The sequence below is a fragment of the Citrobacter meridianamericanus genome (genome assembly GCF_041320245.1).
Taxonomy (GTDB): Bacteria; Pseudomonadota; Gammaproteobacteria; order Enterobacterales; family Enterobacteriaceae; genus Citrobacter; species Citrobacter meridianamericanus.
Genome location: NZ_CP101036.1, coordinates 3,360,110 through 3,374,498, shown reverse-complemented (window position 1 = coordinate 3,374,498; position 14,389 = coordinate 3,360,110). Strand labels below are relative to the sequence as shown.

Annotated in this window: 11 protein-coding genes and 2 pseudogenes; 2 read left to right on the top strand and 11 right to left on the bottom strand. The window is 40.0% G+C overall.

The features are described 5' to 3' along the window. Window positions 1-201: 201 nt before the first annotated feature. The 7 genes and pseudogenes from NMD08_RS16625 to NMD08_RS16595 form a co-directional block, all read right to left on the bottom strand. Window positions 202-2,166, bottom strand: coding sequence for an ATP-binding protein (locus tag NMD08_RS16625; RefSeq protein WP_370611570.1), 1,965 nt, complete (start codon window positions 2,164-2,166; stop codon window positions 202-204). 79 nt (window positions 2,167-2,245) lie between these two features. Next, window positions 2,246-2,499: pseudogene (locus NMD08_RS16620) on the bottom strand (integrase); the annotation flags it as partial. Window positions 2,500-2,541: 42 nt separating this feature from the next. Further along, on the bottom strand, window positions 2,542-3,441 hold the full coding sequence (locus tag NMD08_RS16615; protein ID WP_370611569.1) for a hypothetical protein: 900 nt from the start codon (window positions 3,439-3,441) through the stop codon (window positions 2,542-2,544). 135 nt (window positions 3,442-3,576) lie between these two features. After that, a complete protein-coding gene (locus NMD08_RS16610) occupies window positions 3,577-4,098 on the bottom strand; it encodes a hypothetical protein (RefSeq protein ID WP_370611568.1) in 522 nt (173 codons plus the stop codon). Window positions 4,099-4,116: 18 nt separating this feature from the next. Then, window positions 4,117-4,311 (bottom strand): hypothetical protein, encoded by a 195-nt coding sequence (locus NMD08_RS16605; RefSeq protein WP_370618598.1) that lies wholly within the window; start codon window positions 4,309-4,311, stop codon window positions 4,117-4,119. A 156-nt stretch (window positions 4,312-4,467) separates the two neighbouring features. Next, on the bottom strand, window positions 4,468-5,706 hold the full coding sequence (locus NMD08_RS16600) for a tyrosine-type recombinase/integrase (protein ID WP_370611567.1): 1,239 nt from the start codon (window positions 5,704-5,706) through the stop codon (window positions 4,468-4,470). 221 nt (window positions 5,707-5,927) lie between these two features. Further along, window positions 5,928-6,169, bottom strand: a pseudogene (locus NMD08_RS16595) (hypothetical protein). Between the two features lie 1,522 nt (window positions 6,170-7,691). Here NMD08_RS16595 and NMD08_RS16590 point away from each other — a divergent pair. Next, entirely contained in the window at window positions 7,692-8,279 is a 588-nt protein-coding gene (locus NMD08_RS16590; RefSeq protein ID WP_370618597.1) for a hypothetical protein, read from the top strand. A gap of 950 nt (window positions 8,280-9,229) precedes the next feature. Here NMD08_RS16590 and NMD08_RS16585 read toward each other — a convergent pair. Next, window positions 9,230-9,958: an HD domain-containing protein gene (locus NMD08_RS16585; protein WP_370618595.1), complete on the bottom strand. Its 729-nt coding sequence runs from the start codon at window positions 9,956-9,958 to the stop codon at window positions 9,230-9,232. Window positions 9,959-10,326: 368 nt separating this feature from the next. Here NMD08_RS16585 and NMD08_RS16580 point away from each other — a divergent pair, with 368 nt between their 5' ends. Then, a complete protein-coding gene (locus NMD08_RS16580; protein WP_151217963.1) occupies window positions 10,327-11,262 on the top strand; it encodes a LysR family transcriptional regulator in 936 nt (311 codons plus the stop codon). Window positions 11,263-11,622: 360 nt separating this feature from the next. On the opposite strand, the gene NMD08_RS16575 is transcribed toward NMD08_RS16580, so the two are convergent. Genes NMD08_RS16575 through NMD08_RS16565 form a run of 3 tightly spaced genes read right to left on the bottom strand, consistent with a single transcriptional unit; the run spans window position 11,623 to window position 14,384 of the window. Then, on the bottom strand, window positions 11,623-12,285 hold the full coding sequence (locus NMD08_RS16575; protein ID WP_210904909.1) for an EAL domain-containing protein: 663 nt from the start codon (window positions 12,283-12,285) through the stop codon (window positions 11,623-11,625). Window positions 12,286-12,318: 33 nt separating this feature from the next. Next, entirely contained in the window at window positions 12,319-13,038 is a 720-nt protein-coding gene (locus tag NMD08_RS16570; RefSeq protein ID WP_370607555.1) for a molecular chaperone, read from the bottom strand. Then, on the bottom strand, window positions 13,038-14,384 hold the full coding sequence (locus NMD08_RS16565; protein ID WP_370618593.1) for a fimbrial protein: 1,347 nt from the start codon (window positions 14,382-14,384) through the stop codon (window positions 13,038-13,040). Before NMD08_RS16565 ends, NMD08_RS16570 begins: the two co-directional genes overlap by 1 nt. Window positions 14,385-14,389 lie beyond the last annotated feature (5 nt).

The following is a 14,389-nucleotide window of genomic DNA, read 5'->3' as shown; positions in this document are numbered from 1 at the left end:
AAGTGTCTGATTGCCCCATATATGGGGAGTAGTTTACAGCTCAATGGGCTGATTGATTTTCCCCAAGTGTGGGGATATGTATTCTCTCCAATGGAGAGTTCCCTTCAAGGGAAAAGGGAAGGGCCGTAAGGCCCTTTTATAATTTTTAAAATCATTTTCCAAATTTATTATCAGTGTCTTTTTAGTCTTTTATTATTACATCTAAACTTCCATCTCATTAATTTTATTAGGAATGAACTTGGCATAAGTTTCTTTTAAGTAATTTGTAGCAGAATCACGATTAATATCAATATCTAATAAATTACTAAAAAACATCAGTCTAGATCGCGCTTGTCCTATCAACTCTCCCCAAGTATATATCCATATTGAAACATTTCCTTTAGAATATAATTGTCCGTAAGGGCGATCATCTTGAGAAATTCTATTCTGAACTAAAGGCGCTATCTCGTTAGATACGGCGATGAAAATCCATTTCGTATTCTGTTTATCAAACCTGCTGTCATTACTAACAGCATAAGCATAACTTTCAACTTGATTTATAACAGATAAATCTATTTTTTGTGTTGGCCTTTTCAATTCAACAACTAAGTGTTCAAGCTCACCTTCTCTTGGCTGACGTGCTTTGCTAAGTAGCAAATCAACCCTGCCTGTGGTTCCATCTTCTCTAACAACAGGCAGTTCTGCATCATAAGTGATACCTATTTTATCAGCATGATATTGTAGCACTTGATTGAGTGTATTTTCGCTACGAGATAAATTGAAATCCTCTCTAAAGAGCCATGCTTCATTTTCTAGAAGTTTGTGTAATTGATCTCTTTCTAAAAATTTCTTTTTTGTATTGTCATCAAACAATAGCTGTTCTAGCCCAGTTAAGAAATTTAACCTATCTGATACAACTTGTGAAGCTTTGATAATATTAGGTAGAGTTGTCTTTTCTAATAAATTCGCCATTGAGTCCTGATCGTCTGAACTCATGACCAATACTTCAGATAAAATTTTTCTAACAGAATTTGGATTGTCCTTCAAAGCCTGAGATAGTAATTTAAATGTAAATTTTTTGATGCTGTTATTAGATTTGTTAAAAGATGTTAGATAGCTTTCGACATTCACAGCTAATATGTTGAATACTTTTTGTTCAGCTTCTTCAACACTACCGGGTAATGGAGAGCGTTCATACGGATAAATATTTTGTTCTTTCCACTCATCTACTATTTTTGCTTTTTGTAAGAATTCTTTGTTGATGAAATGTTTTCTACAAAGATCAATGACTTTATCTTTTAACTCTTTAATACCAGATTCTAAACTTCCAAGCGAAAGGACATTTTCTTCAAATTTCTTCTTAATGAATGGGGACTTTATATATACTGTGAAATCCACGCCATATGATCTAACAAGTTTCCCTGCGCTTTCATTGAAAAGTGAAAAGCCATTTTCGTCACAGTAATGAATTTCACGGGGTGTCTTAAATTTCCATTCTATTATTGAAACAGACACATTTTCTTGGACAGATTCTATCTCAACGTCTCCGAGATTATACTCTTTTTTGTCAAGCCACACATCCGAAGGTGTAATATATGCGTTATCATAAAATAATTTTTTATGAGGGTATTCTGTCAGATATAACGCATACTCTTTGGTGATTGATTCTTTAGACGAATCTGTTGCAAGTGAGGATGCCTGTTTTACTAAATTAAAGATCTCAACCTGAGTACCTTTTGTTTTATCATTTGTTTCAGAAGGTTCACTGATTTCGAAGCGTTTAATATTATTAGCATTCCCTTTGATAGAATATTTATAATATTTTCCATTATCTTCTATGCAAGTAGACCATATGACTATCTCTCCTAGGGAAAATGCCTTAAAACGTCCTTTACCAAACTGACCATGTAATGAACGATCCCCATTTTTTTTTGCATCCTTTTTCCAAGATTCACCAAGACTGCCAAATAATGATGAGACATTATTGTGAGGAATGCCTTCCCCTTCATCCTGAATGATTATTTTGTCAATTGTATTTGTATTCTGACATTGCTGAAACAGAACTTTTACTATTAACGATTTGGAATCAAAAGCATTCCATATTATCTCTTTAATTGCTGGAATTGGTTTTGCAGAAGAAATATCTTCTAAATGGTCTTTACCAAGGATGACGTCAATGTTTTTCATTTTATTATCCCGAATATATTTTCTGAATATAGTATACGGGATACTCAGACGCTTTTACCAGCTTTGATAAGAAGTTATGTTACTTTTTATGAGCAAATTCAAATGTTCTGACCATAACGTTATGGCTTGCATCAAGATAATCAGCCACCACTGAAGCATCAGGCGGCGATGCTCAAGATGCTTGGCTTTGAGCACGGATATTGTTGCTTTCTATTGGCTCATTTGAACCTCCACAGCGTCTACTGAACTACAAACCAGTGTGCTAAAACCGTGTCCATAGATGTCCTGCTTCGTGTCAAAGCCCATATTGCGAAGAGCTTTGTGGTTTTTATTTCGAAAGAGAACAATTACACATTGGTTGGACAACACACTTACTTAGTAGTTATATATTTTTTTAAGTAAGAATGATAAAAATCTTCCTTTTAAAGACGTATGTATTCTATTAGGATTATAGGTTGGCTCAGTTCTATATAGTTCACGTATCACAAATGGGCTATAGTTTTCTAATACTATCTTGGCATCTTGAGTAGTCATTGGTGGGATTTCTTTCCAATTGCTATAATCAATATGAATTGAAGATATCGGGAGTTTTACGACTCCTGTTGGTGAACGATTCAATACCACCCATTCTCCGGTTTCTACTGTTTCACTTTTACCAGAACGATTTGCTATCAGATTGCTACAATAAAAAATATCTTTCGCTGGAATTTTCATTTCTAAAAAAATATCACCAGAGTAGCCTCCCTCATCACTAAAAGAATTTAATGTATCCATCTCAATTTTTAGTGAAGTTAGACCGGTTATTTCCGCAGCCCTTTTCATCTCAATGATACTTTTTGCGTAACATGAGTTTTTGCCGCCAATTCCAGATATTTTTCTACCAAGATACACATGGTCAATACTTTTTTCTTTTAAGTGACTTTGTGTATTTTGATAAAGTTTATTTATTTCATTGCAAATTGATTCCATCCTGTCTATATCAATTTCTGAGAGTATATTATTGTAGTTGCTATGATTGTTAAAGTAATTACAATAAATACGGTCTTCACAAAAAGGAATTCTGTGTATATTAAGTGCTCTGGTTGTAAAATAAGTTAACAGCGCATAACCAAATTGTTTCCCAGCATTGAAGCCAGTAACTCGTTTTGGATCGTGGCTGCAATTTCTTCCAATCCCTATACAGTCATAGAGAAGGTCGTCGTTAATATAAAAACGATATCTATTATCAATTGTAGGAAAAAGATCGTTCTGTTTAGTAAAAGTATAATTATTCATGGGTTTCTATTAGGTAATTAGGAATTATGTTTTAGTATTTGTTATGTTAATAATGCTTAAGTATGCGCTCTATATCTGTCATTTGCACCTAATATATTAAAATTGACTTTTAGATTTTTATTTTAATCATGGTATTTACTTTTCAGGTAACTTATTTGCGCTATGATTAATCATCTGATTATTTAATATAAGACCACTACGAGATTTAAGATGATTCGGTTTGTCTAATAAGCCGGGGAAGGGTTGATGGATTGGGCTAAAAGCAAGAATAATAATTTTATTCATGTTTTGACGATTATACCACCTGTAATGAACTGCGGCAGCAGATGTCAACCCATCTAAATTAATTTCACGAATCTTTTTGCTAAGATATGCAGGAGACGAAGAAGTATAAGGACCAATATGATAATGCCATAATCCTGATGCTTTATAACCTAATAAGTGTAACATTTCCTCGCCATTGCGATTAGTCCATGATGGTTTGTTTTTCCCACATAAAATATCACCATCTTGAACTGCAGTAATAAAATCAAATAATAGGTCAGTTTCGTCAATTAAATATGGAGGAGAAGTTTGAAGTCGAGAATAGTCACTGAATGAATTGCTGCGGTATAATCCACTATAAAAATCAATGTGATAACAAACATTGGCAGGCATCTAAAAAAGTCCTATATTCTAGTTATGAATCTCTTCTACTCGAACTATGGCTTCCTGTTCGTTCAATCTACGAACCATTTCAGCATGTTGAGCTTTCATTGCTCGTTTGCGCTCTTCTTTCGAACCAACGGACGGGACGTCTACGCACATATCCTCTTTGATTCGGCGTGCTCTCTTAAGAAGCATTTGTTCTTCTAAATTTTTGGTGGACATAGCAACAGACTCCTAACATACATTTATGAGTAAAATTTAATCTAAATGTTAAATTCTGTCAAATTATCGACCATTTGATGCTTTTGTGCTATCGCGGCGCCAGTTTTTTAACTACCAGAGATTTTCAGATAGCGGTGATACAAAAAAATTTTTCATTTACACATCTTTTCTTATGTTCATTGAGCAATATTCGGTCCAATCATCCATTAACAACACACGCTTAGGCCATAAGGTGCCACGCTGGTATGCGGCTTCGGCCTTATCTGCCAATTGATGAGCCAGCGCATGTTCAATAACCTCTCGTTGATGGTCTGTGGTTTCACCAGCCCAGTCACGAAATGTTGAACGGAAGCCATGTTGTGTTAAACCACTATGTCCCATTCGTTTCAAGACTGCCAGCAATGACATATCAGAAAGCATTCCACCTCTTGGGGCAGGGAATACAAGATTATTGTCTTTGAAGCGGGGTAAATCCTTTAACAGGGCAATGGCAGCCTCAGGCAGTGGAACCTTATGCTCTTTGCTGGCTTTCATTCTGCTGGCAGGGATGGTCCAAGTTTTGTTCTTCAGATCTATTTCTGACCATTCAGCGCCACGGACTTCACCAGAGCGCGAAACTGTCAGTATTGAAAACTCAAGTGCTCGCGCTGAAATGCCTGCTCGTTTACGTAGTTCGGTCATGAATGAACCGATCTCGTTGTAGGGTAATGCAGCATGATGCTTTTGGGTCTGAAGCTTGCTTGGCATTGGCAGAAGGGGCTTAAGCATACCTTTCCATGCTGCAGGGTTATCACCTTCAAAGTATTCTTTCGCTTTTGCGTAATCAATGATCGCTTCAATGCGACCACGAAGACGGCTGGCAGTTTCGTTTTTTGTTAACCAGATTGGTTCAAGTATCGCTAATAGGTCAGTCTTTGTAATCTCAGCTATGGGTTTTTGACCAATAACAGGATAAGCATACGTTTCCAGTGTGGACCGCCATTGGGCAATGTGTTTCTGGTTCTTTAGCTCTTTGGTCTTAATTGCGATAACGTCTTCAGCACAGCTAGCAAAGGATTTGTTCTTATGGGCCAGACGTTCCTGATGCGCTTTATGGGCGTGCTTTTCTGCAAGAGGGTCAATGCCATTACGGATTTGTTTACGCAGCTCTCGAGCTTTGTCACGAGCTTCTGCTAATGAAACTTCAGGGTAGGGGCCAAGACCCATGTTTAAACGTCTCGGAACGGTTCTTCCTAGCGCGTTAACTCTTACCCCCATAGCAACGCAAAGCACCCATGAACGCGACTGGCCTCTGTTTCGAAGATACAGGCCGTCAACGCCACCGACGGCAAAAGAGCCTTCTTTTTTTAACTTAGCAACTGCGAGTCCGGTGAGTTCTTTTGCTTTTTTCGGCATAGTAAAATCCTGTCATACAAACCGCCATGCATAAGGTACTGCATAAAATGTCAGATTTTTCCGTATGTAGCAAGACGTCCTCGAACAACTGTATTTGACAACATATTGTTTATTAATGGTTAAAATGAACTATTCCTGACAATTTCGGACATTAGTTTGGCGGACTACGCTTCCGCCAAATTCGAAACCCAAGTCGTTATGCGACTTGGGTTTTTTGTTTTTTATCCGTTTCCATTATGAATACCCAGTATGCCATTGCCGTCCGGATTGCACTGGTGGGCATGAGAATTCATCAGACTTAGCATTCCGACTTCCCTGAGAGCTTGTTCATTTGACGACAACAGTACAGCTGAATCTGTGTTGTCTTCATTGTTATCGAAAATGATCCTGCTGTTGCATCAGATGTTGCCCTGTAGCCAATCGTTCAGATATTGAGAGCGGTTTCAGTGGTTAATTGCGGCATGAAAATAGCTGGTGATTACTGAGGATGGTTACCAGTCGAAGGTGGCAAAGCCAGGCAGTACTTAGCCCGAGGTCGGTTCTGTGAGAAAGATGATCTCGTTTAATATGTGATTTTTTCACGATACAAATACTAACCGGTGATTTCATGATGTGTATATCCTCGCGTTCAGTGGAGCAGCGCAGACAGACCCTTTGCAGTATTGCCTTTGGCGCTTGACCTGCGTCCGTGAATATGAGGCTGGCAGGTCCCTCACAGCCCAGATACCGTTGTGACGGCCTCTTACCCATGTCAACGCCATGATCTTTGACCATTCTGTCTTAACTGGAAGTAGATATTTGACGGCGTGGGGGAAAGCATTTCGATACTCACCCCTGACACACATTGAGCAGTGCTGGAGTATGGATTTTGTGTTGGATAGTCTGGTTAACGGAAACCGTTTCCATGCACTGACTGTAGAGAATAATTTTAATCAGAAATGTCAGGCGTTCCATGCCAAAATATCATTGAAGACTGAGGACGTTGTCAGCGCAATAAAAGCGCTGAGAATGCAGGATAAGTGCCTGCTGGTATGTCTTAAGACAGAAAACGGCAGCGAGTTTATCTCAGAGCAGTCTGGATAAATGGGCATATGAACAATGTAATCACGATGTACTTTTCCTTCCTGAAAACTGACAGATAACCCGTTTGTAAAGTATCTGAAAGGTAAAGTGCCTTGATTTATCACCAGACTGATTCTGCAATCAAACTATTTATAGAAGGTGGTTATTTAACATGAGTCACAAAACGAAACGTTTAAATATTTTGGTGATACAAAATGAGATTTTGCCTAGTTTAAATGTGATGAATCTTATATATTCATAAATAATTTAAAGGATATAATTCCAGCACAAAACTTAATGATAATACGAGCCATTGATGGCGAGGAAAAATTTATAATATTTTAATATTGGTCTCGTTGTTTATCACGGTGATGATCACTGAAGATAAAATCATTGCGACACTTTTTTTTATATTCAATCCGGGCATCGCGGACACCAGGGAAAAGTCTATTTCGATTATATAGAGTCGGGGTTGGAGGTTGTTAGAATAATTGTTTTTCATATTTATATGTCGTTTTTAATTGATGGCATTTAAGTTCCCCGAAATAACTTTGCAATTTAATCAATAAGTCAATATTTACATTGGCAGCATCAGCGTGCTACACGTTTTATCATTGTCTTTTTTTACCTGCTGATTATTGGATTTTTAAAAAAGATCTGACACCTTGACTGATTACAGAAAATCATGAGATTTTGGTACTTACATTACAAATTTAATACTATTTAAAATAATCATGATCCTGACAGTGGTAGAGTCGTTAACTCTGAAAATGTTCTAGTAATGTGAAATATATATACTCCTGCCACAATGTTGCAACGACTACAGTGATTGACTGCCAAAGTAGAACGCGTGATGAAATGGTATGACAACACGAAATAGTGCTGGAGAACATGACAAAGGATACAGACGCAAGGGTAAGCCGATGACAAAGATAGTCCCAAACACATTTTGTTTGTACAGCAATATCACGTTCAGCGCCCTGGTGGATGAACTGAATGATGAGTTCAGGCGTTTACAGCCAGGGCGGGACACTATGTGTGTGATGTTCACGGACGGGGATGCGGCTACACCACTACGAGTCAATCCTGCCTGCCGGAAAACGTTTTTTATTGTATCATTGGTCCGGTCGGTTTTAGACGTGTCGCCCAGTATACATGCTGGTGCGGACCTGGTCGTCAGTAAAAAAATACAACCAGCAGCGTTAAAACAGCAGATGTTGCGGGCACTGAAAGCTCGTGAGACAAACCGTTTTCGTCCTGCTAAAGAATGGAAACGAAAATGCGCTTCCATTACTGAACAGCAGGTTCTGGCGTTGCTTCTGCATGGCTATCCTACATCGCAGGTAGCTGAAAGGATGAATCTGACGGTGCAGGCTGTTAGCCCCTATCGGATATTGGCTGTGAAGCGTGCTGGGCTCAGGAACTTTAACGAACTGGTGCTGGACCACATAAAATACAACAGAGTACTGCCAGCTCTGTCTGGGAAAGGGAGCCGTGTATCAGCGAAATGAAAGCATGTGACTGTAGTGACTTGTACTGGTACCTGCCACGTGTAAAGCAACGTTATATACTGTGTGTAAAAATCATAATTAATGAAATCATATTATAACCAATAGTATTAAGTGTAGTTGCGACTTTATGCCCAATAGGATGCCATTATTCAATAAGTTATCTAACGGAATCTGACAATATGATCCCCGTATGGCTAACGCTTCTAAAATCAGTGATAACAATAACTATACCTTTAACAAAAATACAGATATTAACTAAATCGATTTTAGGACGTTATTACGACTAAGAAATTTCGTTAATAGCTGTCGTGAAGATAAATCAATATCCGAAACTAAGTTATTGAATAGTTGCTTTTTGTGGTTTATTTATTAAATAGTAGAGAATAATGATTTTCTTATTACACTTTAACCCTAATCAAGGCCAGTGCTTCATAATGGAATGATTTATTTAATTAGTGACGCCCGAAAAGGATGCCATGAGCCTAGCAATCAAAATTATCCTGATTATTTTAGTTTTGTTTTTTTGTTTTCGTGAATATGCTGCGATGTCTAAGAAGTCATGTGAATGGAAGTTGAGAATGAAAGATGAATGGTTAAATGAGATAGTCTGGATGGTATGTCTCATTCTATGCCTTTTGTTTTTTTGGGGGATGCTTTATGTTTCCTCAATGGTGATATATGAATTGGTTATTATTGGTGAGAAGTTTCATTTTCGATACGGCAATAATCTATTGCCTCCCAGTACTTATTGTCTTTTATTTATATAAGAACAAAAAATAGTGTTCAAAAGAGTATTGCACGTACGCATGCTACCACTGCACATCCCGGCGCGCGAATGTCATTCCAGCGTTCATTTTAATGGGGGCTGTGAGATATCTTTTTTGGGCTAGATTTGATGCACTTGTTGGAACTAAAGTTGCGTACATTACTCTTGATTAAGGAGCGCTTTACTACCGCCCGGTTGAATTCTGCAATTTTGTGTAGATACCCCTCGGACTGTTCATGAGAAAAGACTTTATACTTCGAACCAGGTTGGATTGGATAAAGTGAAAACGACTGGCCTGCCAATGATGGCATCTCGCGCAGCCGCCTTCAGGAAGATCACTGTTGTGCGCGCCCGGTAATTTTTGGCGCGTATCCTCATTGAGAATTTCGCGCAGCTGCATGAACAAGGGATGCGTGCTGGTGTACTCCTGACCATAAGTAAGATTAAATGCATAATTGAAGTCTGGCGGATTAATCCCCTGGTTGTGCTGGAGGATCGTTTCGAGTTTGTCGAGTGCCTTGACGGCTCTGGCTTCCGGTGAAGCGGCACATTCGTATTCCTGCCAGAGTGACAGAATTTCCTCCCGTTGCTTTTCACCAAGCGCACGAGTGAGATGCAACAGCGCGTCTTTCTCCTGTTCTCCCTTATCCGGGTGCAGATCCCGCTCGACAGCGGGAATATCACCATGGATTGCTTCTCCCAGATCGTGAACGAGACACATCTTGAGAACTCTGAGCATATCTACCCCTGCTAATTCATCCTCAAAGATCATGGCCATCAGGCTCAGGCGCCACGAGTGCTCGGCCGTGCTCTCCGTTCTACCAGTAGAGGTATGCGCACTACGAAGCACACTTTTGAGTTTTTCTGCCTCCTGAAGGAAGCTCAAACGCTCTTTAATTTTTACGATATCCATGTCTTGCCCTTACCGGTCGTTGAGGATGGATATTCTATAGCCAGAGTGTTCCCGCGTGAAACAACTTGTCATGTTCGAGAGAAGCACAGATGAACGACATATAGCGACCGCTTTGGGTGAGAAACTGACATTGTAGTGGCCTATCTTTCCTGTTTTTTTGCTCTGGTTCTTGCTCTTGCTCTAAGGAGAGATTGTAGTGTCGTTTGTACATCAGAATCGGATATCATTATCTACTATTCAGGGCGCTTTGGCTGAGTTTGAGAGTTCATCTCCTCAATAAAGACTGCTTTTGAGGGCTAAAATAAATTACAATGTTCGATTGTTGAAATGTTGAGTTAATTAAAAGTATACTTTACTTGTGGGGTCATATGTATCGTAGCGGCTTTCCAAAAACACTGAGGTATAATAGCGACTTGCTGATTGTGTTATATCTCCTTTTAAAGTTGAAGAATGTAAAGGCGGTAGCGGCTCAACTTCACCTTACCCCACCAGCAGTCAGTCAGAAATTATCACGACTAAGGGAAATCTTTAACGATCCTTTGTTGGTACGAAGTAAAAAAGGGATGATTTTAACAACCCTAAGTGAAGTTCTTCTTCCAAGTCTTGAAAGTATTGTGCTGAAAATTGAAAGTTTCTACAACATCAGCGAATACTACAACAATACAATTATTCCATTAAAAAGAGAGTATGTGCTATCGGTTAATGCGGATACTCATTTTTACGAGGATATTGGGTTTCTTGATGCCTGTGTGCAAGAATCAGGTGGCGATCTCGATGTCTCTTTCTCTATCTTATTGAGGGATGATAATTCCATTCATGATTTACTTTCAGCGAAACTTGATTTTTATTTTGGCAATGTGAATGTATTGGAAGATAATTTAACGCGTATAAAGGTAAGCGACCTGGAATACTCATTCGCGGTAGGGAAGCATCATCCTCTTGCAGGGAAAAAAATAAAACTATCGTCAATTGATGAATTAAATGAGTTTAAATACATAGCCTTGTTAAGTTTACCGGAAAAACTAGAGGAAAAGTATAATGATGTTTTTGGTCGTGAGCCATTTAGACCCTTCATCAAAATACAATCAATCAGAACGATTGCTGACTTTTTGAATCGAAGTGATTACTTTTCTTTTTTAACCGTCCGTTCAATAAATAAGCTGGGATTATCACGCGTTTATGTCGGCACTGAAAGTATATTCTTACAGCAATATTTGTACTGGCATAAAAATATGGAAAATGATAGCTTTCATAGATATTTGAGAAATTCTTTTATTGAAACTTTATCAAAGAAAGATGTATGACATTAACTACGTAATGTCGGCAAGGGGGACAGGTGAATACGCACAATGTGTCGGTTGAATATTTTTCCGGCCAGATACCTATCCTTCGATTGTCCCGGTCATAACAGCCGTGGTCGTGCCGCGAACGTTGGCTCCTCCGTTCGGTTATCTATTCTTTTACACCCGGTTTACGGACCTCATACGCCTGAGTTAGCTAAAGCGCGCGAGAGCAGTAACCCATCGATATCTGTCATCTCCTTTAAGGTTCTGACCATGGTAATAAATTTGAGCAGAAAATAAACGCAGGGGAAAACCTCAAAAGACGATCTTGTTCATCAGATTCAACAAATTAGAGGTATTGCCTATCGCGATTTGTGAAGATTATGGATAACAATACGTAAATAAATAAGGATGTTGTATATGAATTTCAGGCCATAAGAATCCTTGTAGAAAATTTGCTCCGCAACGAGTTGCGACTCTCTGTTGCTGGATATTTTCAATACCTTCTACTGTTACATTTTGAGTTAGCGTATGGCAATCGTATATAAATTGCCGTAAGTGTTCGGGCGTTTCGCTGAGAGTCCAGAACGCATGTTTATCGATTTTAATCCCATCAAATTTAAAAAGAAGTGAAGAAACGTCATCAAATAACGCTGGCGCAATGTCATCCAGCCAGATGGGGATATCGTTAGCACGAATCAGGTTTAGGTTGTGATTTAACACACGTGCCGCCGAGGGAGAAAGGCGACTAATATTTTCCGGATCCTGTAGTTCAATAATTATGTTGTTATGTAGTTCTGGCAGAAGCTGTTCTATAGCAAACATATCGCTTAATAAGGCAACGGGTAAATTTAAATAATAACGAGAATAATCATTTCGCTGTTTGATTATATTTAACTGCTGTACCAATAGGGTTTGATGTGAGGCGGCACTCAGCGACGAAAAAAATGTCTCGCAATCCTGAGCAGGTAAAGGACCACTCAGGACTTCATAACCGTGAATTATCCGTTTTGTGACAGAATAAATTGGTTGTAAACGTAGCATTACGTGCATCATGTTCTCTTATCAGCAGCGCACTTAAAAGCTGCGGTTGCCTTTAACGATATTGCCATCATCATCAATCAATTCAAATGTAGCTCGCTTTGGCTCACCTAAGGGAACAATATCTGCATTGATTATTTTGGCGCTAAAGGGTGATAGCATTCCCGGATCAATTGTTTGCATGCTCTTTTCTCCTACGAGACTTAATGAGCGATAGGTTGCAAAATATGGCGTTGGATTACTTATCTTTATTGCCAGTCTACCCGGCATTCTTTGTGGCTCTATCTTTTGTTCTTCAACGACTTTATCTGGTGAAGGAGACAAGTTTTCCGGGCGGAAAAACAGTTTAAGCTGCAAACGAACCGCAACTTTTACCGCTGATAAACTGGCTGGTAGTTTCGTCTCTACTGGCGAGATTTCATACATATTCAGCCAGTATAATGATTCGCGATCGGTTGCCTGAGGTATGTGAGTGGCCAGTAGTCGGAGATTTTTTTTCTCTTGTGGTTCCAGACGAAAAACGGCAGGTAAAGGAATTACTGGAACGTTGTCTACCGTTTCCGGCGTATTTTTCAAGTCACCATTATCCACCCACGTTTGTACGATCACCGGATAACTATTATTGTTAGCCAGCAGTAACGAGCGTTCTCGATCGGACGCTGAAAACACCACTCGAGAGGACTCGATGGTCATCCCTGCCTGACAGACATTGCCGAGTAACAGGAGGTGCAGAAGATATATTCTTAGCTTTTTCATTATTGTACCTGGATGATCACCTGTGCTGTTGCATTAAACTTACCCGGCGTAATGGTTTTCCCCGGTAAAGCCTTAAACGTGGCGTTTATTGTTTTTGTGTAGGTTGTAACTCCATTCACCACTGAACCTGCGGAAGCATCATCCAGCACCGGATACCATCCGACCGCATTGCCACCTAATACCGCTCCGCTGAGCGTGCTGAGGAGATTCAGCGGCGAGCCGTTGGCTCGGGTAAACTGGATGCCCACACCGGTAGCGATATTTGGAGAAGAGTTGTAATTATCGGAAAGGAGATAACTGACGCCGGAACCTGCCGTACCAAAGCCTTCCGAAACAGCGGCAGCGGCGTTAGCTGGATTGACCAGAATTCCCATCGCGGTCTGATTTGCGGCAACGCCGCTGACAAAGGCACCAACACCCGTATTGGCTGGACTTCCCGTTTGACAGTTAAAACGGATAGCTATAGGTTTCTGCCGTGTTACGCCCGACGAAAGTTCTGAAACAGAAATTGTCGGAAAAACGACTGTTGGCGTCACGTTTGTCACCGAACAGGTCGCTGAACGACGGATATATATACGGTTATACAAATTTACAGCGCCGGGCCAGGCATTATACCAACCACTATATTGTGAGTTTGAGTCGCTGCCGATGGTTAGACCGGATGAAAAGCCTCCTCCCTGGAATGCAATGTAGGTGGCTGGCTGTGAATGTGGGTAAATACCTGTAAATACCGCTCCCGCGCTTCTGTCGAGTCGAAAGAGCTCAACCCTGGTGTCACTGAAGTCTTTGGCTTTTACCAAAATCCAGCCCAAAGAATCACGATCGAGATTAGTTAGCGGTCTGGATTTCCAGTAACGGCTGTAATATTCACCGGTCACCATATTGGTTGCACGTAGTGCCATTCCGCTGGCATAGGTTTGATAGCTTTCCGGTAACCCGTTGCTTGCACCGACTTCGACTTGTCCACCATATGTTGAGTCACCGTTAGTGGCATAGTATTCATACAACTTGCCGTCTTCGCTGGCAGTACAACGAAATAGAATTTGGTCGCTGTTGTAGGACTGAGCGCCGGATTGCAAGACGTTGACAACGCCGGAAGCGATCAAAGTCCCATTTGGTTGAAAAGTACTGTTATTAATATTTATTACCGTGGGTAATGTCCCTGCAGAACCCGATGAATCGGTAGCTCCATCCCAGTTCGCCGCAGTGCCTTTTCCTGGCTCGGTGTAATAATTAGAGCTTGAGTTAGTATTAGTCGTAGTGATTCGATAGCAGGCGGCCCATGTAGGCTCAACCGGCAGCAACGCAAACAGCATCAGAAACGCCACAGATATTCTATTATTCATGATTT

Excerpts from the sequence above, each read along its gene's own strand:
- NMD08_RS16610 (WP_370611568.1), bottom strand. The coding sequence starts at position 4,098 with ATGCCTGCCAATGTTTGTTATCACATTGATTTTTATAGTGGATTATAC.
- NMD08_RS16605 (WP_370618598.1), bottom strand. The coding sequence starts at position 4,311 with ATGTCCACCAAAAATTTAGAAGAACAAATGCTTCTTAAGAGAGCACGC.
- NMD08_RS16565 (WP_370618593.1), bottom strand. The coding sequence starts at position 14,384 with ATGAATAATAGAATATCTGTGGCGTTTCTGATGCTGTTTGCGTTGCTG.
- NMD08_RS16570 (WP_370607555.1), bottom strand. The coding sequence starts at position 13,038 with ATGAAAAAGCTAAGAATATATCTTCTGCACCTCCTGTTACTCGGCAAT.
- NMD08_RS16600 (WP_370611567.1), bottom strand. The coding sequence starts at position 5,706 with ATGCCGAAAAAAGCAAAAGAACTCACCGGACTCGCAGTTGCTAAGTTA.
- NMD08_RS16575 (WP_210904909.1), bottom strand. The coding sequence starts at position 12,285 with ATGCTACGTTTACAACCAATTTATTCTGTCACAAAACGGATAATTCAC.
- NMD08_RS16615 (WP_370611569.1), bottom strand. The coding sequence starts at position 3,441 with ATGAATAATTATACTTTTACTAAACAGAACGATCTTTTTCCTACAATT.
- NMD08_RS16585 (WP_370618595.1), bottom strand. The coding sequence starts at position 9,958 with ATGGATATCGTAAAAATTAAAGAGCGTTTGAGCTTCCTTCAGGAGGCA.
- NMD08_RS16590 (WP_370618597.1), top strand. The coding sequence starts at position 7,692 with ATGACAAAGATAGTCCCAAACACATTTTGTTTGTACAGCAATATCACG.
- NMD08_RS16625 (WP_370611570.1), bottom strand. The coding sequence starts at position 2,166 with ATGAAAAACATTGACGTCATCCTTGGTAAAGACCATTTAGAAGATATT.
- NMD08_RS16580 (WP_151217963.1), top strand. The coding sequence starts at position 10,327 with ATGTATCGTAGCGGCTTTCCAAAAACACTGAGGTATAATAGCGACTTG.